The sequence below is a fragment of the Sphingomonas oleivorans genome (genome assembly GCF_003050615.1).
Lineage (GTDB): Bacteria > Pseudomonadota > Alphaproteobacteria > Sphingomonadales > Sphingomonadaceae > Sphingomonas_H > Sphingomonas_H oleivorans.
In genome coordinates this window covers 184,667-204,894 of record NZ_NWBU01000010.1, presented here as the reverse complement: position 1 = coordinate 204,894, position 20,228 = coordinate 184,667, and the positions used below count along the sequence as shown (strand labels likewise).

Below are 20,228 nucleotides of genomic sequence, written 5' to 3'. Positions count from 1 at the left end.
GCAAGAGATAGGAAGAAGGTTTGACGATGCAATCGCCATGCTTTTGTGAAAATCCCATATTTCGCTCGCGCAAAATCCAGTCTAGCTTGCTGTTCATCCGCCGAACTTTTCAGGATAGCTGAGCGCCCTGCATGAAATTCGATCGACGGACGATGATGCTGGGCGCCGGGATGGCCATGGCTTCTGCCTGTGCCATGGCCCGCGACGTGGAACAGACGCCGTGGGAAAGCTGGAAGGAGCGCTTCATAGCCCCCGAGGGACGGGTGGTGGATACGGGCAACGGCGGCATCAGCCATAGCGAGGGCCAGGGCTATGGCATGCTCTTCGCCGAGGCGGCGGACGACCGCGCCACCTTCGACCGACTCTGGGGCTGGACCAACGCCACCCTGTCCCGACCCGATGTGCGGCTCTTCTCCTGGCGCTACGATCCCGCAGCGCTACCGCCGGTCAACGATCCCAATAACGCCACCGATGGCGACATATTGATCGGCTGGGCCTTGATGCGCGCGGCCAGACGCTGGCACGTCCAGGAATATGAGACGGCAAGCCAGCAGATCCGCGTCGCGATCGGCACCCGGCTCACCGTGCCGGTCTTCGGACGCACGGCGCTGCTGCCCGGGCTGGCCGGCTTCTATATCGGCCAGAAGGCCACGCTCAACCTGGCCTATTATGTCTGGCCCGCGCTCGATGCCTTCGCCAAAGCCGATCCCGAAGGCCCTTGGGCCAGCCTGATCCAGCATGGCGAGCAATTGCTGCGCGAATCGCGCTTCGGCTTTGCCGGCCTGCCCACCGACTGGATCGATATCGATCCCTTCGGCCCGCCCCGCCCGGCGGCGGGGAGGCCCGCCACCTTCGGCTTCGATGCGATCCGCATTCCGCTCTATCTCGCAATGTCGAAGCGCAGGCAGATGCTGGCGCCCTATGCCGGCTTCTGGCGCGATCCTGCCATGCGCCCCGCATGGATCGATGTCTTCACGGGAGCGCAAGCACCCTATAGCCTGTCTACTGGCGGGCAGGCGATCGCCCGGGTCGCCCTCGGCAAATCACTTGTTTCCACTTCCATCGGCCCCAACGACGATTACTATTCCTCCACCCTGCTCCTCCTCGCTTCCATGGTCTGACATCCGTCAGGACATGGAAGCGAGGAAAGCTTATCGAAGGACCTTGAAGACCTATGCGCATCACGATGATCGGCACCGGATATGTCGGCCTTGTTTCCGGTGCGTGCTTTTCTGACTTCGGACATGATGTGATCTGCGTTGATAAGGATGTCCGCAAGATCGAGGCACTCGAGAAGGGGGTAATGCCGATCTACGAGCCGGGGCTCGATGCCCTGGTCGAGAGCAATGTGCGCGCCGGGCGGCTGTCCTTCACCACCGATCTGGCGCCTGCTGTGGCCGATGCGGACGCGGTGTTCATCGCGGTCGGCACGCCGTCGCGGCGCGGCGACGGCCATGCCGATCTGAGCTATGTCTTCGCCGCGACGCGCGAGATCGCCGCGGCGGTGACCAAGCCGACCGTGATCGTCACCAAGTCGACCGTGCCGGTCGGCACCGGCGACGAGGTGGAGCGGATCCTGCGCGAGGTGCAGCCGGACATCACCACCTATGTCGTCTCCAATCCCGAATTCCTGCGCGAGGGCGCAGCGATCGAGGATTTCAAGCGGCCCGACCGGATCGTCGTCGGCACCGACGAGGAAGCCGCCCGCGCGGTGATGCAGGAAATCTATCGTCCGCTCTATCTCAACCAGGCGCCGCTGCTGTTCACCGGCCGGCGGACGAGCGAGCTCATCAAATATGCCGCCAACGCCTTCCTCGCGACCAAGATCACCTTCATCAACGAGATGGCGGATCTGTGCGAGATGGTCGGCGCGGATGTGAAGGACGTGTCGCGCGGCATCGGTCTCGACAATCGCATCGGCTCCAAATTCCTCCATGCCGGGCCGGGCTATGGCGGCTCCTGCTTCCCCAAGGACACGCTTGCGCTGCTCAAGACGGCGGAAGATTTCCAGTCGCCGGTGCGGATCGTCGAGGCGGTCGTGCAGGTCAATGACGCGCGCAAGCGGGCGATGGGCCGCAAGGTCATCAAGGCGATGGGCGGCGACGCCCGGGGCAAGACCGTCGCGGTCTTGGGCCTGACCTTCAAGCCGAACACGGACGACATGCGCGACGCGCCGGCGATCGCGGTGATCCAGGCCTTGCAGGATGCGGGAGCCGTCGTGCGCGCCTATGACCCCGAGGGCGTCGAGCAGGCACGCCCGCTGCTGAGCAATGTCGACTTCGTCGCCAATGCCTATGAGGCCGCCGACGGCGCGGACGCGCTCGTGATCGTCACCGAATGGGACGAGTTCCGCGCGCTCGACCTCAAGCGGCTCGCGGGCATTCTCACCAGCCCCATCCTCGTCGACCTGCGCAACATCTATCCCCCCGAGGAAGTCTCCCGCGCCGGCCTCAGCTATCATGGCATCGGACGGGCAAGCGTCGCCTAGAGCATTTTCAAGTCAGGCGGAATCGCCTGACGACTCGGAAAATGCGGGAAACACAGGAGAATTGGAGCATGTGTGACTGGATCTAATCACACATGCTCCAAGCTCGCCATCCCAGCAAAAACCGGCATTGCCCGCCTCCTCCGGATCGCGGGCAATGCCGGCCTTCATAGGATGTTTCGCGCAGTGGGCGAGGACAGCGCTCCCGCCGGCGCTACTTTCCGATCAGCACGTCGCTCGCCTTGATGAGAACCGTCACCTGATCGCCCACGGCGAGGCCGAGATCGGCTACCGCCTCCTGCGTGATGTTGGAGGTGATGACGTTGCCGCCGCCAATGTCCACCTTGATCGTCGCATTCACCGCGCCCGGGGCGAGCGACATGACGACACCTGTGATCTGGTTGCGCGCGCTGATCTTCATCGCTTTCGTCCATGCCGCTCTGGCTGTCATGGCCATATAGCATATGCGGAGCGTGCGCTCATCATCCCCCGTCGCGGCGCGAAAGGCAGATGGCGATCAATCCGGGTAAATCGCCCTATCCATCTGCAGGCGGGCGAGTGGAACCAAAGTCCCCGGCAAGATGAGCGCGCGGCCATTGATGCCGTTGCACCTCTTCGCAGCACATGACACTAAGCTGCGCCATCGGCCGGTCTTCCGGCAGGGGGAGACAATATTGATGCGACAGGTGAATCGGCGCCATTTCCTCGCGACGACAGGCAGCGTCCTCGCGCTGCGCACCATCCCCGGCTGGGCGGCAACGGCCGCGACCGCACCCGCCACGGATGACAGGGCGCTGGAGCGCCTGCTCGCAGGCATCGCCGAGGAACTGCTCGTCGAATATCCAGAAAACGCCACTGCGCTCGGGCTCGACAAGGGTGATCGGGCCCGGCTCAAGTCGAGCCTCACCGATCGCTCGCCCGAAGGCAATAGCCGCCGCGCTGCCACGGCCGCCGCGCGCCTTGCCCGGCTCAATGCGGTCGATCGCAGCCGGCTCGGCACGGCCGCGACGCTCGACCTCGATGTCGTCCGCACCGCACATGAGCTGGTCGTGGAGGGCTATCGCTTTCCCTTCGGCGACGTCGCCGGGCTGAACCAAAATTGGTCCTATCGGAACACCCCTTATGCGGTAAGTCAGGGCACGGGCGCCTTCGCCGAAATTCCGGACCTGCTCGACAGCCTGCACATCGTCGAGACGAGCGCCGATGCGGACGCCTATCTGGCCCGGCTCGAAGCCTATGCCGCCGCGATCGACGGGGAGACGGCGCGGCTCGCGCATGACGGGTCGATCGGCGTCGTCGCCCCTTCCTTCCTGCTCGACAAGACGCTCAGGCAAATGACGGCCGCGCGCGCCCTGCCCGTCGCCCAATGGAATATCGTCACCTCGCTGGCCCGGCGCAGCGCGGCACTTGCCGGTGATCATGGCCGCCGCGCCGCAGCGATCGCGACCGAGAAGGTCGCCCCCGCGCTCGACCGGCAGATTGCCGAGCTGACGCGGCTTCGCACGCGCGCGACCGGGGATGCGGGCGTCTGGAAGCTGCCCGACGGCGATGCTTATTATGCCTGGGCGCTGCGTGCCGGCACCACCAGCCGGCTGACGCCCGAGGAAGTCCATCAGCTCGGCCTGGAGCAGCTTCGCGCGCTTTCCGCGCGGATGGATCCGCTGCTGCGCGCGCAGGGCCTGACCAAAGGCACTGTCGGCGAACGCATGGCCGCGCTCGGCAAGGATAAGCGCTTCCTCTATCCCAATACCGATGCCGGCCGCGCGGAGATACTCGCCTATCTCAACGGCCGCGTCGCGGACATGCGCCAGCGCCTGCCGCGCGCCTTCGCCACGCGCGTTCGCGGCGATCTCGTCATCAAGCGCGTTCCGCCCGAAATTCAGGATGGCATGCCCGGCGGCTATGCCGCGGCCGGCGCGATCGACGGCAGCACGCCGGGCAATTATTATATCAACCTGCGCGATACGGCGAACTGGCCGCGCTATTCGCTGCCTACCCTCACCTATCATGAGGGCATTCCGGGCCATATCTGGCAGGGCGAATATAGCTACAGGCTGCCGCTCATCCGCTCGCTGCTCGCCTTCAACGCCTATTCCGAAGGCTGGGCGCTCTATGCCGAGCAGCTCGCCGACGAGCTCGACGCCTATGAGGATGATCCGATGGGCAAGCTCGGCTATCTCCAGTCGCTATCCTATCGCGCCTGCCGCCTCGTCGTGGACAGCGGGCTTCACGCCAAGCGCTGGACCCGCGATCGGGCGATCCAGTGGTTCGCCGCCACCAACGGCTCGCCCGTCGACGATGTCAGCAGCGAGGTCGATCGCTACTGCGCCTGGCCCGGCCAGGCCTGCGGCTACAAGGTCGGCCATAGCGAGATCAACCGCCTGCGCGACAAGGCGCGCGCCGCGCTCGGCCCGCGCTATGATCTGCGCGCATTCGACGATGCGGTGGTGAAAGCCGGCGGCGTGCCCCTGACCCTGCTCGAACAGATTATCGACGCGCATATCGCGGCGCGGAAGGGCAAGGGAAAAATATAGGGTCGCCATCGGGTCAATCCCGCGCGCAGGGATCCCAGGCGGGCGTCGGCCCGAAGCTTCTTGCCAGATGCTCGACGAGCGCGCGCACGCGCGCGGTCGTCGCACGCCCCGGCGGCATGATCGCATAGAGGCCGGCCTCCTCGAGCGGACAGTCGCCGAGCACGGTTTCCAGGCTGCCGTCGATCAGGCCCCTGGAGGCGATGAAGCTCGGCAGGAGGGCGATGCCCAGGCCCGCGCGCGCCGCCTCGCGCAACGCATCGCCATTATTGGCCCGCAGCCGGCCCGCCACGCGCACCCTTTCCCAACGCCCGTCGACACGGAAGCGCCATTCGCCCGTGGAATTGCTGTTGGTGTAGAACAGCACGTCATGCTTCGCGAGCTCGCGCGGGTGCGAAGGCCGCCCCCGCGCGTCGAGATAGGCCGGACTCGCCACCATCACCGCGCGCACGGGCGCCAGCTTGCGCGCGATCAGGCTGCTGTCGGGCAAGTTCCCGATCCGCACCGCGAGATCGAAATGCTCGGCCAGCAGATCCACCCTGCGATCCTCCAGCGCGACATCCAGCTCGACGCGCGGGTGGCGCGTCATGAATTCGGCCAGCACGGACGAAAGATGATCCACGCCGAAGCTGATCGGCGCGGTCAGCCGGATCGTGCCCGCCACTTCCGATGTCGCCTCGGCCACGGCTTCGTGCGCCGCCTCCAGATCGCCCAATATCGCCACCAGCCGGCGATGATAGTCGCTGCCGATATCGGTGGGCTCGGTGCCGCGCGCGCTCCGCGTCAACAGCCGGGCGCCGAGCTTCTCCTCCAGCCGCGCGACACGGCGGCTGACGATCGATTTGGATACGCCCAGCCGGTCGCCCGCGCGCGCGAAGCTGCCGCTTTCGACCACCCAGGCAAAGGCGAGGACATCGACGAGATCGATCGGGGATCGTTCCATAATCTGCAACACCATGGTTCAAGCCGCTTGGCTTCGCGCAACGCTAACACTGTTCTATCCCTGCGTCACGACATCAACCCGATCAGGGAGTTCAGGACCATGGGCAGCATTCTCGTCATCAAGAGCAGCGCCGGCGGCGCGGCATCCGTTTCCAACAAGCTGGTGGACCAGCTCGTCGCGCGGCTGCAGGCCGAACGGCCGGAGCTGAAGGTCGTCGAGCGCGATCTCGACCGTGAGCCCGTGCCGCATCTGAGCTCGGCAACGATGGCCGGTATCGGCCGTCCCGCGCCGGAGACCGAGGCGGCCAAGCCGACGCGCGCACTTTCCGACGCGTTGGTCGCCGAATTGCAGGAAGCGGAGATCCTCGTGATCGGCGCGCCCATGTATAATTTCGGCATCGCTTCCACGCTCAAGAGTTGGTTCGATCATGTGCTGCGTGCGGGCGTGACCTTCCAATATGGCCCGAACGGCCCCGAAGGGCTCGTCGCCGCGAAACCGGTGATCGTGATCGAAACGCGCGGCGGCGCCTATAGCGAGGGACCGGCTGCCGTGCTCGACAGCCAGGAACCGCATCTGCGCACGATGCTGGGCTTCATGGGCCTCCGCGACGTCGATTTCGTCCGGGTCGAGAAGCTCGCCATGGCAGCGCAGGAGCAGATCGCGGCGGCCGTCGAGCGGATCGGCGCCCTCCGTCCGGGCGCGCTCGCCAAGGCCGCCTGACCCGTCGAGGCGGGCCGTTTTCCGCAACACTCCCCCCGGTTGCGCAAGACGGCCCGCCTCGCCTCCTCATCCGATCCTATGCCGGAGCGCATAGGAGAATTGTAGAACAGGGTGAATTTCACCCGACCGCGCCCTGGCTGAGCGCGGTGCTTCAGGGCTGACGGACGTCGCTTAATGGAGCTTCAGTCGCGGCCGGATGATGGCGTTCACCCGCCCGATGAGGAGCAGCGCCGTGCCCTTGACCCATCCGTGGATGGCGAGAAGGTGCATGCGATAGAGCGATGTATAGACGAAGCGCGCCAGCCGTCCCTCGACCGCCATTCGCCCGCCGACCAGATTGCCCATCAGGCTGCCGACCGTCTGGAAACGGCTGAGCGATACCAGCGAGCCATGATCATGATAGACGAACGGCTTGAGCGGCTTGCCTGCCATCATCCGTTCGAGATTGTGCAGCACGCTCGTGGCCATCTGATGCGCCGCCTGCGCGCGCGGCGGGACGGGGCGCTCGCTGCCGGGCAGCAGGCAGGAGCAGCAATCGCCCATGGCGAAGATGCGATCGTCGCGGCTGGTCTGCAACGTCGGCCGCACGACGAGCTGGAAGGCCCGGTTCGTCTCCAGCCCCCCGATCCCGTCAAGCACCTCCGCGCCGCGCACGCCCGCGGCCCAGACCTTGAGGTCGCTTTTGATCCGCTCGCCCGATCGCGTCACGATCTCGTCGGCAGTCGCTTCCGTCACCGCCGTTCCCGTCAGCACGCGCACGCCGAGCGCCTCCAGCTCGTGCTGCGCCGCCTCGGCCAGCCGCTCGGGCAATGCCGGCAGGATGCGCGGTCCCGCCTCGATCAGCGTCACCTTGAGGCGGCTCTCGTCGAAAATCTCAAGGCCATAATAGCGCAGCGCCGAGGCCGAATTGTAAAGCTCGGCCGCAAGCTCCACGCCCGTGGCGCCGCCGCCGACGATCGAAATCCGCACATATTCGTCCGCGGACGGATCCGCGGTCATCGCCCGCGACACGCGCAGGCAATGGTTGAGCAGCTTGTTGCGGAAACGATCGGCCTGGGCCCGGCTGTCCAGGAAGATGCAATTTTCGCGCACGCCCGGCGTGCCGAAATCATTGGTCACCGATCCGATCGCGATGACGAGATAGTCATAGCGAATCTCATGCCGACCGATCAGCTCGCTGCCATCCTCGTCGAGCACCGGCGCGAGAATGATCTTGCGCGCCTCGCGGTCGATGCTGTCCAGCGCGCCGTAGAAATAGCGATAGCCCCAACGATGGCAGTGGCTGCGATACCCAACCTCGTCCAGATTGGCGTCGAGCGATCCCGCCGCCACCTCATGCAGCAGCGGTTTCCAGATATGGGTGCGGTTACGGTCCACCAGGATGATGTCGTGGCGCTTGCGGCCATATTTTGCGCCAAGCCGCCGCGCCAGCTCGAGGCCGCCGGCCCCGCCCCCGACAATGACGATCTGGGTCTTCTTCGCTGTCATCCTGCGGCGTCTCCACCATTTCGGCCGGGAACAGCCGCATATTCATACCTTGGTATAGACGGGTCAGACCATCTGGCGAGCCGCGCGAACCTCCGTAGGGATATCCACACCGCGCGCCCTCGCGCATCATGCCCTCGTCACGGTCCACCCATAGGGGAAGGGCGAAGCGATGAGCAAGGCGCTGCTTCTTTATTATTCGAGCTACGGCCCTGCCGAAACGCAGCCCCGGGAAATTGCGCGAAAGGTGGGTTTCAGATTCGATCGGGGTTTCGCAACGGACGGCGCCGGCCATATGCCCCGGACGGCACCTGCCAGCCGGTCCGCACGGGCGGCGGCTTCATCGGGCAGCCGCGCGAGGCCAGCAGGCGGGCTCGCGATAGCGCTGCTCTGCCTCCCCCCGCTGATCGCAACGACGATCCTTGCCGCACAATATCTGGACGATTGGCTGGCCGGGCTGGTGCTGGGCTCCGTCATCTTCGTCAGCCTGGTTCCGCTGCTCGCGCCGCTGATCGCCGCTTCCTCCCGTTCCGGGGCCGCGCGCCCCGGCCGCTATCCGCGCCATCTCGACTAGCCCGCAGCCGCCCGCAAGAGGAGATCCGCTCCATGTCGCAGCTCATGATCCTGGCATCGAGCCTTGCCCGGGCGGGGCTGGCGCGCGATCGGATCCGCCCGAGGCTGAACGCGGCGGTTCCGCTTTTCTTCATCCTTCTCCGTTTCAGCCCCGAGGAGGCCTTGCTGCTCAGGGGCACATTTGATCTGATCTGGCGCAGCGGGCGGATCGGCCCGCTGCGCTTCCGCTGAAACCCGTTTTCAATCCAAGGAGCGATATATGAAGACCTATGGTTCGGCCGCCTGGCAAGGCGGCATCAAGGACGGCAAAGGCGCGATTTCCACCAAGAGCGGCGCGCTCGATGCCTATCCCTATGGCTTTGCCAGCCGCTTCGAGGGAAAGCCCGGCACCAATCCCGAGGAGCTGATCGGCGGCGCCCATGCCGGCTGCTTCACCATGGCGCTGTCGCTGATCCTCGGCGAAGCGCAGCTCGTCGCCGAACATATGGAGACGAAGGCGGAGGTGACGCTCGATCAGGTCGATGGCGGCTTCGCCATCACCTCCGTCCATCTCACGCTCCAGGCCAAGATTCCCGGCGCGGACGACGCCACCTTTCAGGCGCTCGCGGCGAAGGCGAAGGCCGGCTGCCCCGTGTCCAAGCTGCTGAAGGCCGAAATCACGCTCGACGCGACGCTGCTTCCCTGACAGTTTCGCGGCCGGTTCGGGGCCCTATAGGAACAGAGCGATGGCGCATGTGAAGTCCAGCATCGGCAGCGAAGGCTATGCGGTCGAGATAGCGGCCGGACATCACATGCTCCACGCCGACGAGCCCGCCAGCCGCGGCGGCGCGGATAGCGGGCCTGCACCCTATGACCTGCTGCTGTCCGCGCTTGGCGCCTGCACCGCGATCACGCTGCGCATGTATGCGGATCGCAAGGGCTGGCCGATCGAGGGTCTGACGGTCGATCTGCATATGGCACGCGACGATGCCGGCATGCGGATCGAGCGCCTGCTGCATTTCACGGGCGACATCGCCGATGACAGACGCGCCCGGCTCGCCGAGATTGCGGAGCGCACGCCCGTCACGCTGACGCTGAAATCGGGCATAGAGATCCGCACCACCCTTGCCTGACATAGCCGGAAGCCGCGCCATGCCCACCCGTCGTTTCGATTTCCAAAGTCCCGCCGGCCACGGCCTGTCAGGCCGGCTGGAATCGCCGGAAGGGCCCGTCCGCGCCTGGGCGCTGTTCGCCCATTGCTTCACCTGCACCAAGGATTCGCTGGCCGCCGTCCGTATCGCGCGCGCGCTTGGGCAGCGTGGGATCGGCGTGCTGCGCTTTGATTTCACCGGCCTCGGCGAAAGCGGCGGCGCCTTCGCCGACACGAGCTTCAGCGGCGATGTGCGCGATCTGGTTGCGGCCGGCCAGGCGATGGAACAGGCCGGCATGGCGCCGTCGCTGCTCATCGGCCACAGCCTGGGCGGCACGGCCGCGCTCGCGGCGGCGGACATGCTGCCATCGGTGCGCGCCATCGCCACGATCGGCGCGCCGTTCGACGTCGCCCATATCGCCCTGCAACTGGGCAAGGAGGGCCTCGCCGCGATCGAGACCCATGGCGAGGCCGAGGTCCATCTCGGCGGCCGGCCCTTCACGCTCAGGGGCGCCTTTCTGGAGGATCTCGACCGCCATGATCAGGGCGCGCGCATCGCCGGGCTGAAGCGCGCGCTGCTGATCCTCCATGCGCCCACCGACATGGTCGTCGGCATCGACAATGCGACACGCATCTTTACCGCCGCGCGCCATCCCAAGAGTTTCGTGTCGCTGCACGATGCCGATCATCTGCTCACCCGCGCGCGCGATGCCGATTATGCCGCCGACATGATCGCCGCCTGGGCATCGCGCTACCTGCCGGCGGCGGAGAAGGAGACGCGGAGCAGCGACCAAGAAGGCGATGTCGTGGCCGAGGAAACGGGCGCCGGCCGTTATCAGGTGCAGATCCGGGCAGGCGGCATCCGCTTTCTCGCCGACGAGCCCGAAAGCGTCGGCGGCCTCGGATCGGGGCCCACCCCCTATGATCTCCTCTCCGCTGCGCTCGCCGCCTGCACGACGATGACGCTGCGCATGTATGCCGATCGCAAGGGCTGGCCGGTGGCCCGCATCCGCACGGCCGTCGGCCATGTCAAGCGACGCGGCATCGAGCCGGCGGACCTGTTCACCCGCCGCATCGCCGTCGATGGCGCGCTCGACGATGCCGAGCGCGCCCGGCTGCTGGAAATGGCCGATCGCTGCCCGGTTCACCGCACATTGACCTCGGCCTCCGCGATCGAAACCGAACCAGGCGAGGCTCCTGCCCCCGCCGAAAATATCTCTGCCCATGCCCGGGATATGCTCGGAACGCTTTGACTTGCTGCACTGCGGCGACTGGCCTATCGCGCTGTCGAGCCCAAGGGGCGTCCCGCACGAGAGATTCCGAGATGAACGAAGCCCCCGCGCGCCTCGCCGGCGCCCATGATCCCGGCATGGGCTTCCGCGAATTTGTCGGCCTCATCGCCGCATTGATGGCGATCACGGCGCTCGGCATCGATTCGATGCTGCCCGCGCTCCCGCAAATGGGATCGGCACTCGGCATCGCCTCGGAAAATCAGCGGCAATGGATCATCGCTGCCTATATGCTGGGGCTCGGCAGCGCGCAGCTCGCCTATGGCCCGCTCGCCGATCGCTTCGGCCGCAAGCCGGTGCTGATCGCGGGCCTGTCGCTCTTCACGCTGTTCAGCATTCTCGCCGGCTTCGCCACCAATTTCGAAACGATCGTCATCGCGCGCGCGCTCCAAGGCATCGGTGCCGCCGCCCCGCGCGTGCTGGCCGTATCGGTGGTGCGCGATTGCTATTCGGGGCGACAGATGGCGCGGGTGATGTCGCTCTCCTTCATCATCTTCCTCGCCGTGCCGATCCTTGCGCCCAGCATCGGCCAGATCATCCTGTTCCTGGCGCCATGGCCCTATATCTTCTTCTTCCTCGCGACCTTCGGCGCGATGGTGGTGCTCTGGGCGGCGCTCCGCATGCGCGAGACGCTCCATCCCGAGCATCGCCGGCCCATCGCCCCGGCGCAGGTGCTCGCCGCGACGCGGATCGTGCTCGGCCAGCGCATCTCGCTCGGCTATTCGCTCGCCGTCACCTGCCTGTTCGGCGCGCTGATGGGCTTCATCAATTCGGTGCAGCAGATCTTCGCGGACGTGTTCCATGCCGAACGGCTGTTCACCCTGATCTTCGCCCTGGCCGCGTCCTTCATGGGCATCGCCTCCTTCGTGAACGCACGCTTCGTCGAGCATTTGGGCACACGTCTCCTATCTCATGGCGCGCTGGTCGGTTTCGTGCTGGTCGCGCTGCTGCACGGCCTCTGCGCCATGCTGGGGTTGGAGACGATCTGGTCCTTCGCGCTGCTCCAATGCGCCCAGATGTTCTGCTTCGGCCTCGTCACCTCCAATTTCAGCGCGATGGCGATGGAGCCGGTCGGCCATGTCGCGGGCACGGCCTCCTCGGTGCAGGGTTTCATGTCCACGGTCGGCGGTGCGCTGATCGGCATCGTCATCGGCCAGAAATTCGATGGCACGACCGTGCCGGTGACGATGGGCTTCCTGCTGGTCGGCATCGCAGCGCTGCTGATCGTGATGCTCACGGAGAAGGGCAGGCTCTTCCGCCCGCATGTCCAGCCGGCCTGATCGTCAATCTCGATACAATCTCAATAATCGCGCGACACGCGCATGTTCACGCTTTGCCGGCCGATCGTGGAAATGCTGGACAGGATCGAAAGCCAGCGTGTGATCTGAAATTCGATGCGCGTCGCGGAATAGCCGGCGCCGTCGGTGATCAGCTCCACATAGGTCCGCCGGTTGAGATATTTGCCCGCTGCGACGGACGTGCCCTGCCCCGTGGCCACATCCGCCGGCAGGATGCGCAGCCGGTCCAGCCCCGCCGCGCGACGCACTACGTTGATCGGGTTCAGCCCCGTGCCGTTGCCGCGCAGCGAGGATACTGCCGCCGCCAATTGCAACGCCTCGGGCGCGGAAAGCTGCGTGATCGACGTGCCGAACAGCAGGCGCGAAAGCAGCTCGTCCTCGGGCAGCGATGGCACGCTCTCAAAGGCGATATCCGGCTTCTGCCCCGTTCCCGTCACATGGATGGTGGCGCTCAAGCCCCGGATGCTCGCCTGCGCCACGATGTCGAGCACCGGATCGGGCGGGGTTTCGCCCTGGAAGCGGATCTGCCCGCGCTCGAGATCGAAGCGCCGCCCGGCAAATTCATATCCGCCGCGCATCAGGTCCGCCCGCCCGGTGATGGCCGGATCGGTCGCGGTGCCGCGAATATTGATGTCCGCGCGCCATTCGCTGTCGAGGCCAAGCCCCGTCACATCCAGCCGCGAGCGCGCGACCGCATGGACGTCGAGCCGCCAGGGCGCCGCCGGCCGCATATCCCCCGCCTCGTCCACCGGCCGGTTGATCTCGGTCACCGCCAGGCGCGGCACGGCGGTGGCGGCGGCACTCCCCAGGCGGAAGCGCGCCTGGTTGAGGCGCAGGTCGCCGCCGATCACGCCGCCCGCCCCGTCCGAACGGATGGTGAGCGGCCCGGTGATGGTGGCACCGATATCGTCGCGGTTGAGCGCGAGCGCATTCACCGCGTCGAACTGCAAATCCATGCCGAAGCCGTGCGCGGCGGAGAGATCGAATGTGCCGCGCCCGCGCACCGTGCCGCCGCCCGGCGTGGTGCCGGCCATGTCGTCCATCACGAGGCGCGATCCGTTGAAACGGCCTCTCGCCCGGATATTCTCGACGATCGTGCCGGTGACGGCACTTTCCATCCGTGCCGCGCTCGACCGCACGGAGCCGCGGATCAGCGGATCAGACAGCGTGCCGGTCATGTCCGCGCCCACCGCCACCGGCCCGGAAAGATCGATCGTCTCGACGCCCGTCAGCCGCCACAACGTATCCGCCGGGCCGCCATAGCGAAGCTGCGCGAAGAGCGGTGCCGCCATCAGCCGCGAAACGATGTCCGCGCCCGGCCCGAGCGGAGAGAGCCGCGCCTGCGCCCGCCCGATCGTCCGCCCGCCGCTCGCGACCACCGCGCGCGCCGCCGCCCCGCGCCCGTTGAGCACGGCAGCGACTGCGGCATCAACCGGGCGGGAGGAGAGCACCAGCCCCGCGCGCGAAAGCCCCCGCACGGTCAGGTCCGCCCGGCCCGTCGGCGCGCCGTCCGGTCCGGCCTGCGCATAGGTCAGCCGCCCGCTCGCCATGCCGCTGAGGCCCAGTCCCGGATAGCCCATGTCGAGCACGGAGAGCGGCATGCGCTCAAGACTTGCCGCCAGCTCATTGGGCCCCTCGCCGAACCGGCCGGAGAGCGTTGCGCCGCCGCCCGAATAGGTCATTCTTGTCGGCGCCAGCCGCCAGCCGCCGCCGTCGCGCGTCAGCACCGCCGGCTCCACCAGCCGGGCCGGCCGCCGGTCGATCGTCCCCTCGCCCGTCAGCGATAGCCGGTCCGGCGTCACCTGCAGCGCCGTTTTCAGGTCGAAGGCCCGCCCGCGCGATCCGGCGATCGTCGCCTCGATCGCGCCCGTGCCGGCGCGCAGCCGCGCCGTCGCCGCCAGCCGGGCGAGGCTGAGCGCGCCGCGCTGCAGCCCCTGCGCATTCACGCGCCCCTCGATCGACGTGCCCGCCGGATCGAGCAGAACAACCCCATCGATCGCGCCACGCCGCACCATGATGTTCGGCCCGGCACGAAAGGTCGCGCCATTGACGGCGAGATGCGTCTCGATCCGCTGCATGTCGCCCGCCGGCGAGAAGAGCAGCCGCCCGTCGATCCCGCCGCCCGCCACGTCGAGTGCACCGGTGAAGCCGCCCGGATCGGATCGAAGCTGTCCGCTCGCCCGCGCGCCGGACAGGTCAAGCGCCGCAATGTCCAGCACCGCGGGCGCATTGCGGGGCATCAATATGCGCCCGCCCCCGGTGAAGGGCCCGAGATAGCTGTTGCCCGCCGTGCGATAGGCGAAGCCCTCGGGCGTCGGATCGAGATTGAGCGCCATCTCCGTCACGCCCAGCGCGTCCACCGGCCGGGCGAGCAGCAGATCCACCTTGGGCCGCGCGATATTGCCGTCGAGCGCGATGCGGAAATCGCCATAGCGGCCCTGCCGGCCGCTGCCCTGGAGCTGGAATGTCCCGTCGCGCCGCCTGAGGCCCGATCCGGTGACGCGGATCTCGGGGCCCGTCAGCACCAGCCCTGCAAAATGCAGCACCCCGTCCGGCCCGCGCGTCAGCCGCGTGTCGATCCGCGGCAACCCGCCCGCCAGCGAGCGCAGAAAGCCATTGTCCAGCCGCCGGACCCAGGCCCGGCCATGCCCCGCAACGCTCGTCCCGCGCCCACCCGGCCCGGGAACGACGCGCAAATCCGTCGTCACATCGACAACGCCCAGCCCCGGTATCAGATAGCGGGTCAGCCCGCCCGAAACGGTCACGTCATAGCGTCCCGTGACGAGATCGACGAGCAGCGACAGCCGCCCCTTGAGCTTGTCCGAATCGAGCCGCATCGCTTCGCCCGTCAGCCTGCGCGCGGTGATATGGAGCAGGCCGTCGACTTGCAGATTGGCGAGTATGCCGCCCGCCACATCGCCCACCCCCGTCACCCGCCGCGCGGTAAAGCGCACCGGCAGCGCGAAGGGCGATCCCATCAGCCGACCCCGCCCGCTCGCGCGCGCGCCCTCGAAGCCGGTCGTGCCGAAGGCGAAGCGCGGTACCGCGATCGCATAATCATAGCTGGCCGTCGCGAAGGGCCCGTCGAGCGTCGCCGTCAGCTGGATGTCCCGCCCGCTCATATTGGAGAAAAGCGCCTCCGGACGAAGCAGTCGCGCATCCAGCCGCATCCCCTCAAATGCGCTCTCGGCCAGATCGAGCACGCCCGCCGCCTGCACGTCCATCGCCTCCGAACGCAGCGATAGCCTGCCGTCCAGTCGCCGCTCGGCAAAGGCCGCCTCGCCCTTCACCGCAATCGAGGGTGCGGTCAGTCGATGCAGCTTGCCCTGCATGATCTCGGATGGCGCCAGCCGTCCGTCGAGCAGATAGCGTCCGTCGCGCACGCCCAGCGCCAGATCGATCACCCGCCGGCCCGAAACATTGGCCAGCGCCTTGCCGTCCCACGCGCGCCAGCGCCCCTTGCCCGTCACCAGCGCCGCGATCGGCCGCTTCGTGCCGATGATCCCGCCGATCACGCCGCCCGCCGGCGCCCTCATCCGCGCTTCCAGATCGAAACGGTCGCGATCCGGCTCGGCATCGAGCAGCAGCGCCAGCCGATCGCCCGCCATGCTCCGTACCGTCAGGTCGACCAGCGCACGCCCCCGCCGCACATTCGCCCGGCCCGCAATCCGCGCGCTCCGCTCGTGCCCGGCGACCGCCGCGCCCAGGATCAGGCGATCGATGCGCAGCCGGTCGATGCGAATGTCGAAGGATGGCAGGGTCGGCCCGCCCGTGCGCCTCAGCTTGGGCAAATGATGCAGAATCAGCAGGTCGGAGGTGAGGCTGCGTATCTCCAGCCGATTGGCGAGCCATGCGCCGGGCCGCCAGTCGAGCGCCCCCTCGGGCGCTTCCAGGAAAAGGCCCTGATTGTCATAGAGACGCAAGTCGCGCAGTGTCGCCCGATCCCAGATCGATCCATCGATCCGGCCGATGCGGATGCGTAACCCCGATGCGGGCCTGAGCGCCGCGATACGATCGGTGAGGAAGCGATGCCCCGGGCCCGTGTCGATCGCCCAGACCAGGAAAGCCAGGAGCCCCAGCAGCGCCAATATCGCACTCGCCAGCCATTTCAGCAGGCGTCGCCACCAGCGCCGCCGAGGCTGGACGGGAAGCACCGTCTTCTCCATCAGAAGGCTTGGCCCAGCGAGACATAGACGGCGATGCGCGAATCGCCCGGGCGACGGTTGAGCGGCGTGCCGACATCCACCCGGATCGGCCCGAAGCTCGTATGGTAACGCACGCCCAGCCCCGCGCCGTAGCGCAAATTGGTCAGCGCCGGCAGAGGCGAGGTGTAGAGATTGCCCGCATCGATGAAGGGCACGATCCCGAAATCGCCGAAGCGCACCCGCGCCTCCAGCGCGAATTCGGCCAGGCTGCGTCCGCCCACCGGATCGCCATTGGCATCCTTCGGCCCGATATCCTGATAGCCATAGCCGCGCACCGATCCGCCGCCGCCCGAATAGAAGCGGCGGGATGGCGCGATGCGATCGCGGCTGGCGCCGACGATCGATCCCAGCCGCACGCGCCCGGCAATCGTCACGCCCTCGCGCATCGGCAGATAGGCGCTGCCGTCAAGCTGGACGCGAGCATAGCCGAAGGGGCTGTTCTGAAACGACACTTCGGGCGAAACGCGCCCCGCAAGCCGCCAGCCGCGCGTCGGATCGAGCAGATTGTCCGATCCGTCATAGGCAAGGTTCGTCGGCAGCGCGCCGATCACGAAGGTCCGCCGCCGGGCGAGCCCCGTCGATCGTTCGGTGTCGCGCTCATCGGAAGTCAGCAGCTCGGCGCCCAGCGACCAGGTCCAGTTCTTCTGCCAGATGATGTTGGTCTGCCGCTCCAGCCCGGCGGCGAGCGTGAAGGTGCGCGCGTCATAGGCGTTCAGATTAGTGTGGCTCGCCACCAGCTGAGCGGTCAGCACCTGATCGCGATCACGGAAATTGCTGCGCCTCAGGCTCGCGCCCAGAAGCTGTTCGCGCGTGCCCGCCACGCCGCGAAACGTCACCGCGCCTTCGGGCTTGATCAGATTGCGATGCTGCCAGCTCACTTCCGCACGGATGCCCTCGCCGGTGCCATAGCCCAGTTCGCCCGCGATCGTCCGCTTGGGCGCGGGCTCCAGCCGCACGGCGATGTCGACCACGCCCGGCTCCGCCGCCGGAACGGGCGTGATCCGCACCGAGGAGACGAGGCTGGTCGCGATCAGCGCACGGCGGAAATCCTCGATCAGCGCCGCATCATAGTCCGTACCGGGGCGGAAACGGGCGATGATGGCGAGATGCTCGGGCGTGAAGATCGGCTTGCCATGCGTCACGATCCGCCCGAACCGCGCCGCTCCGCCGGGATCGACATCCATCGTCAGCATTGCCGTGCGCGTATCATGGTCCACCGTCACCTGCGGCTCGCCGACCCGCGCGAAGGGAAAGCCCTGCTGCCCCAGCTCCTCCTTCAGCCTCGCCTGCCCCCCGGCCACCGCGTCCGCATTCACCGGATCGCCCGGCGCCACGCCGAACGTGCGGCGCAATCCTTCCGCCTTGGCGCCCGTCTTCTCGACCCCCTCCAGCGACACGGAAGAGAAATTATAGACGGGCCCCGGCTCCACGCCCAGCGACACGGTCAGGCTGTCGCCCGCGCCCGCCTCCACCCCGGTCGTCACTTCCGCAGCATAATGGCCATAGGCGCGCAGCAGATCGCGCAGCAGCGTCTCGTCCTCGCGCGCACGCCGGTCGATCTGCGCGGTGTTGGCGGGCTTGTCCTCCCCGGCCTTCAGGGTCGAAAGCTCGTTGAAACGGGTGCGCAGGCTGTCGGGAAGGCCCTGAAGCCCCGATAATATCACCTGATAGCGTAGCGCGCGGCCTTCCGCATTTTGCGGCTCGGTCGGGCTGCCCGGGCGCGCCGGCACGCCGGGCGGCGCCTCGGCCCCCGAAACATCCGGCCAGTCGACCCCCAGATCGGGCAAGGGCGTGAGCGGCGCATCCGGATCGAGGGAATCGCCGTCGGCATCCGGAAGGGGCTGGTCCGTCACAGGCGGCGCATCCTGCGCGTCCGCCGGCATGGTGAGGAGCAATGCCGCCGCGATCGCCGTCAATGTCCGGAAGGGAGAACGCAGGGGCACCGGGAACATGATGGCCATGCCTAGCGGCACGCCACGCCCTTCGCCAGCAGGCAAAGACGGGGGAGCAGGCCGAATCCGACGAATTGCGAAGAATGTTGCAGCGCTTCCAGGGCCCGCGCCATCTGGCGCTGGCAGGTGGCCGGTGGCAAGGAGCCGGCATGGCCAGCCCTTCCACGCCCCCTACCCGTGCCCATGGCATCTTCATCGCGCTGGGCGCGCTTGCCGGCGCCTTCATCGGCATCTTCCTGGGCCAGCCGTCGGCCGGCCTGCTGATCGGCCTCGGCCTGGGCGTCGCTTTCGCGCTCGCGCTATGGCTGTTCGATCGCAGCCGGGAACGGTAGCACCAAGGCCCTATCCCACCCGCCTGCCGGCCCACACCACCCGGCCGATCACCGCCATGCGCCGCGGATCATAATCGGGCCAGGCGGGCGATCGGGGATTATCGCTCAATATCGCCGTCCTGCCCCCCGGCAGGTTCAGCGCCAGCCGCTTGACGATCAGCGCCTCCTCGACACGGATCACATAGATTCCGTCGCGCAGCCGCTCCGCCGCGTCGCTACGGTCCACCAATATATGGTCCCCGTCGGCAAGCGTCGGCTCCATCGAATCGCCTTTCACGCGGATGATCGAAAGCCCGGCGAAGCTGCCGCCCGCAAGCTCGCGCAACCATTGACCGGGGAAAGCCATTTCGGTGCGCGCGCGTTCATCCTCCGCCATGCCGCCCGGCCCCGCCGAAGCGCCGATCTCCAGCACGGGCACCAGCACCAGATCGGCCTCGCGCCGCGCGCGCGGTGCACTGGCGGACACCAGCCGCAGCCGTGCCCCTTCGTCCTCCGGCCCGCCGAGCAGGCTTTCGGGCACGGCCAGATAATCCGCCAGCAGCTTCCTGTCCGCCTCCGCCAGCAGTTTCGGGCTGCCGCGCTTCACATATTGCTGAAGATAGGCCGCGTTGCGGCCGATCAGGCGCGACAGCGAGGCATAATCCTCCCCCCGCTCGGCGACGAGCCTTGCCAATGCAACACGGGGATCCTCGGCCATGGCCGTTCCTAGCGATAGGAAATTTCCTAGACAAGTAGGAAATCAGACGAGATTAATAGAACATATCATGAACAGTCAGGGAGTCGCGCGGTGCATCTCTTGTCGTTGATCGAACGCTATCTCCGGGCAAGCGGAACGCCCGCCACGCGCTTCGGGCGCGAGGCGGTGGGCGATCCCCGCTTCGTCCTGGATCTGCGCAACGGGCGGGAGCCGCGCCCCGCGACCGTCAGCCGCGTCATCGCCTATCTCACGCTGCGCCAGCAGGGGCTCGAAGGCCGGAGGCGCATCTGATGCGCGATGCCCAGTCCGCCCTCCTCCGCGCCATCGCGGCCGAAGCCGGCCCCGGCCTCCTCGTCCGCGAGGCGCACAGCACGCCTTGGGCCAGCGCCACCTTCACCGGCGCACGCCATCGCCTTTCCTTGCTGCTGGAACATCCGGCCACCGACCTTGCTGCCCGGCTGGAAGGCATGAGCGCACTTGCCGGCCATCTCCTGGCCGACATCGCCGTCAGCGCGCAGGAAGGCCCCGACGGCACCCGCCTCGCCATCGAAGCGCTGACGATCGAGGATAGATAGAAGCCCGAGCGCGG

19 protein-coding genes are annotated in these 20,228 nt (G+C 67.3%); 13 read left to right on the top strand and 6 right to left on the bottom strand.

Features of this window, described 5'->3' with window-relative positions; genetic code table 11:
* Window positions 1–131: 131 nt before the first annotated feature.
* Together CLG96_RS12325 and CLG96_RS12320 are read left to right on the top strand one after the other, a co-directional pair.
* Window positions 132–1,121, top strand: coding sequence for a family 8 glycosyl hydrolase (locus CLG96_RS12325; RefSeq protein WP_107968280.1), 990 nt, complete (start codon window positions 132–134; stop codon window positions 1,119–1,121).
* A 53-nt stretch (window positions 1,122–1,174) separates the two neighbouring features.
* Complete coding sequence (locus tag CLG96_RS12320; protein WP_107968279.1) at window positions 1,175–2,488, top strand: UDP-glucose dehydrogenase family protein; 1,314 nt, start codon at window positions 1,175–1,177, stop codon at window positions 2,486–2,488.
* Between the two features lie 211 nt (window positions 2,489–2,699).
* On the opposite strand, the gene CLG96_RS12315 is transcribed toward CLG96_RS12320, so the two are convergent.
* Complete coding sequence (locus CLG96_RS12315) at window positions 2,700–2,906, bottom strand: TOBE domain-containing protein (protein ID WP_107968278.1); 207 nt, start codon at window positions 2,904–2,906, stop codon at window positions 2,700–2,702.
* A 256-nt stretch (window positions 2,907–3,162) separates the two neighbouring features.
* On the opposite strand from CLG96_RS12315, the gene CLG96_RS12310 reads away from it, so the two are divergent.
* On the top strand, window positions 3,163–5,019 hold the full coding sequence (locus CLG96_RS12310) for a DUF885 domain-containing protein (protein WP_107968277.1): 1,857 nt from the start codon (window positions 3,163–3,165) through the stop codon (window positions 5,017–5,019).
* A gap of 13 nt (window positions 5,020–5,032) precedes the next feature.
* Here the strand turns inward: CLG96_RS12310 and CLG96_RS12305 are convergent, their stop codons facing one another.
* Entirely contained in the window at window positions 5,033–5,974 is a 942-nt protein-coding gene (locus CLG96_RS12305) for a LysR family transcriptional regulator (RefSeq protein WP_207796681.1), read from the bottom strand.
* Between the two features lie 84 nt (window positions 5,975–6,058).
* Between CLG96_RS12305 and CLG96_RS12300 the strand changes: the two genes are divergently transcribed.
* Window positions 6,059–6,679: an FMN-dependent NADH-azoreductase gene (locus CLG96_RS12300; protein ID WP_107968276.1), complete on the top strand. Its 621-nt coding sequence runs from the start codon at window positions 6,059–6,061 to the stop codon at window positions 6,677–6,679.
* A gap of 171 nt (window positions 6,680–6,850) precedes the next feature.
* Here the strand turns inward: CLG96_RS12300 and CLG96_RS12295 are convergent, their stop codons facing one another.
* The gene (locus CLG96_RS12295) at window positions 6,851–8,167 is read right to left on the bottom strand and encodes an NAD(P)/FAD-dependent oxidoreductase (protein WP_107968275.1); all 1,317 of its coding nucleotides are present in this window, start codon (window positions 8,165–8,167) and stop codon (window positions 6,851–6,853) included.
* A 169-nt stretch (window positions 8,168–8,336) separates the two neighbouring features.
* Between CLG96_RS12295 and CLG96_RS12290 the strand changes: the two genes are divergently transcribed.
* From CLG96_RS12290 to CLG96_RS12265, 6 genes are all read left to right on the top strand, one after another.
* Window positions 8,337–8,738 (top strand): hypothetical protein, encoded by a 402-nt coding sequence (locus CLG96_RS12290; RefSeq protein ID WP_107968274.1) that lies wholly within the window; start codon window positions 8,337–8,339, stop codon window positions 8,736–8,738.
* 32 nt (window positions 8,739–8,770) lie between these two features.
* The gene (locus CLG96_RS12285) at window positions 8,771–8,968 is read left to right on the top strand and encodes a hypothetical protein (RefSeq protein WP_107968273.1); all 198 of its coding nucleotides are present in this window, start codon (window positions 8,771–8,773) and stop codon (window positions 8,966–8,968) included.
* 28 nt (window positions 8,969–8,996) lie between these two features.
* Complete coding sequence (locus CLG96_RS12280) at window positions 8,997–9,422, top strand: OsmC family protein (RefSeq protein ID WP_107968272.1); 426 nt, start codon at window positions 8,997–8,999, stop codon at window positions 9,420–9,422.
* A gap of 40 nt (window positions 9,423–9,462) precedes the next feature.
* Window positions 9,463–9,849, top strand: a complete 387-nt coding sequence (locus CLG96_RS12275) for an OsmC family protein (protein ID WP_107968271.1) — start codon at window positions 9,463–9,465, stop codon at window positions 9,847–9,849.
* Window positions 9,850–9,868: 19 nt separating this feature from the next.
* Window positions 9,869–11,119 carry a bifunctional alpha/beta hydrolase/OsmC family protein gene (locus tag CLG96_RS12270; protein ID WP_107968723.1) on the top strand — a complete coding sequence of 417 codons (1,251 nt, stop codon included), beginning with the start codon at window positions 9,869–9,871 and terminating at the stop codon, window positions 11,117–11,119.
* A 71-nt stretch (window positions 11,120–11,190) separates the two neighbouring features.
* Window positions 11,191–12,435 (top strand): multidrug effflux MFS transporter, encoded by a 1,245-nt coding sequence (locus CLG96_RS12265; protein ID WP_207796680.1) that lies wholly within the window; start codon window positions 11,191–11,193, stop codon window positions 12,433–12,435.
* A gap of 20 nt (window positions 12,436–12,455) precedes the next feature.
* Here CLG96_RS12265 and CLG96_RS12260 read toward each other — a convergent pair whose 3' ends face one another.
* Entirely contained in the window at window positions 12,456–16,619 is a 4,164-nt protein-coding gene (locus CLG96_RS12260) for a translocation/assembly module TamB domain-containing protein (RefSeq protein ID WP_107968270.1), read from the bottom strand.
* The gene (locus CLG96_RS12255) at window positions 16,619–18,610 is read right to left on the bottom strand and encodes an autotransporter assembly complex protein TamA (RefSeq protein ID WP_107968719.1); all 1,992 of its coding nucleotides are present in this window, start codon (window positions 18,608–18,610) and stop codon (window positions 16,619–16,621) included. Before CLG96_RS12255 ends, CLG96_RS12260 begins: the two co-directional genes overlap by 1 nt.
* Window positions 18,611–18,759: 149 nt before the next feature.
* Between CLG96_RS12255 and CLG96_RS12250 the strand changes: the two genes are divergently transcribed.
* Window positions 18,760–18,942: a hypothetical protein gene (locus CLG96_RS12250; RefSeq protein ID WP_107968717.1), complete on the top strand. Its 183-nt coding sequence runs from the start codon at window positions 18,760–18,762 to the stop codon at window positions 18,940–18,942.
* A gap of 10 nt (window positions 18,943–18,952) precedes the next feature.
* Here CLG96_RS12250 and CLG96_RS12245 read toward each other — a convergent pair whose 3' ends face one another.
* Complete coding sequence (locus CLG96_RS12245; RefSeq protein ID WP_107968269.1) at window positions 18,953–19,639, bottom strand: S24 family peptidase; 687 nt, start codon at window positions 19,637–19,639, stop codon at window positions 18,953–18,955.
* Window positions 19,640–19,729: 90 nt separating this feature from the next.
* Here CLG96_RS12245 and CLG96_RS12240 point away from each other — a divergent pair, with 90 nt between their 5' ends.
* Both CLG96_RS12240 and CLG96_RS12235 read left to right on the top strand, forming a co-directional pair.
* Window positions 19,730–19,930, top strand: a complete 201-nt coding sequence (locus tag CLG96_RS12240) for a hypothetical protein (RefSeq protein WP_107968268.1) — start codon at window positions 19,730–19,732, stop codon at window positions 19,928–19,930.
* Window positions 19,930–20,214 (top strand): hypothetical protein, encoded by a 285-nt coding sequence (locus CLG96_RS12235; protein WP_107968267.1) that lies wholly within the window; start codon window positions 19,930–19,932, stop codon window positions 20,212–20,214. Before CLG96_RS12240 ends, CLG96_RS12235 begins: the two co-directional genes overlap by 1 nt.
* The last annotated feature ends 14 nt before the right edge of the window (window positions 20,215–20,228 follow it).

Coding starts and splice junctions, on each gene's coding strand:
- CLG96_RS12290 (WP_107968274.1), top strand. CDS start 8,337: ATGAGCAAGGCGCTGCTTCTTTATTATTCGAGCTACGGCCCTGCCGAA.
- CLG96_RS12275 (WP_107968271.1), top strand. CDS start 9,463: ATGGCGCATGTGAAGTCCAGCATCGGCAGCGAAGGCTATGCGGTCGAG.
- CLG96_RS12300 (WP_107968276.1), top strand. CDS start 6,059: ATGGGCAGCATTCTCGTCATCAAGAGCAGCGCCGGCGGCGCGGCATCC.
- CLG96_RS12260 (WP_107968270.1), bottom strand. CDS start 16,619: ATGGAGAAGACGGTGCTTCCCGTCCAGCCTCGGCGGCGCTGGTGGCGA.
- CLG96_RS12250 (WP_107968717.1), top strand. CDS start 18,760: ATGGCCAGCCCTTCCACGCCCCCTACCCGTGCCCATGGCATCTTCATC.
- CLG96_RS12310 (WP_107968277.1), top strand. CDS start 3,163: ATGCGACAGGTGAATCGGCGCCATTTCCTCGCGACGACAGGCAGCGTC.
- CLG96_RS12280 (WP_107968272.1), top strand. CDS start 8,997: ATGAAGACCTATGGTTCGGCCGCCTGGCAAGGCGGCATCAAGGACGGC.
- CLG96_RS12270 (WP_107968723.1), top strand. CDS start 9,869: ATGCCCACCCGTCGTTTCGATTTCCAAAGTCCCGCCGGCCACGGCCTG.
- CLG96_RS12285 (WP_107968273.1), top strand. CDS start 8,771: ATGTCGCAGCTCATGATCCTGGCATCGAGCCTTGCCCGGGCGGGGCTG.
- CLG96_RS12325 (WP_107968280.1), top strand. CDS start 132: ATGAAATTCGATCGACGGACGATGATGCTGGGCGCCGGGATGGCCATG.
- CLG96_RS12295 (WP_107968275.1), bottom strand. CDS start 8,167: ATGACAGCGAAGAAGACCCAGATCGTCATTGTCGGGGGCGGGGCCGGC.
- CLG96_RS12315 (WP_107968278.1), bottom strand. CDS start 2,906: ATGAAGATCAGCGCGCGCAACCAGATCACAGGTGTCGTCATGTCGCTC.
- CLG96_RS12265 (WP_207796680.1), top strand. CDS start 11,191: ATGAACGAAGCCCCCGCGCGCCTCGCCGGCGCCCATGATCCCGGCATG.
- CLG96_RS12255 (WP_107968719.1), bottom strand. CDS start 18,610: ATGTTCCCGGTGCCCCTGCGTTCTCCCTTCCGGACATTGACGGCGATC.
- CLG96_RS12245 (WP_107968269.1), bottom strand. CDS start 19,639: ATGGCCGAGGATCCCCGTGTTGCATTGGCAAGGCTCGTCGCCGAGCGG.
- CLG96_RS12235 (WP_107968267.1), top strand. CDS start 19,930: ATGCGCGATGCCCAGTCCGCCCTCCTCCGCGCCATCGCGGCCGAAGCC.
- CLG96_RS12305 (WP_207796681.1), bottom strand. CDS start 5,974: ATGGTGTTGCAGATTATGGAACGATCCCCGATCGATCTCGTCGATGTC.
- CLG96_RS12320 (WP_107968279.1), top strand. CDS start 1,175: ATGCGCATCACGATGATCGGCACCGGATATGTCGGCCTTGTTTCCGGT.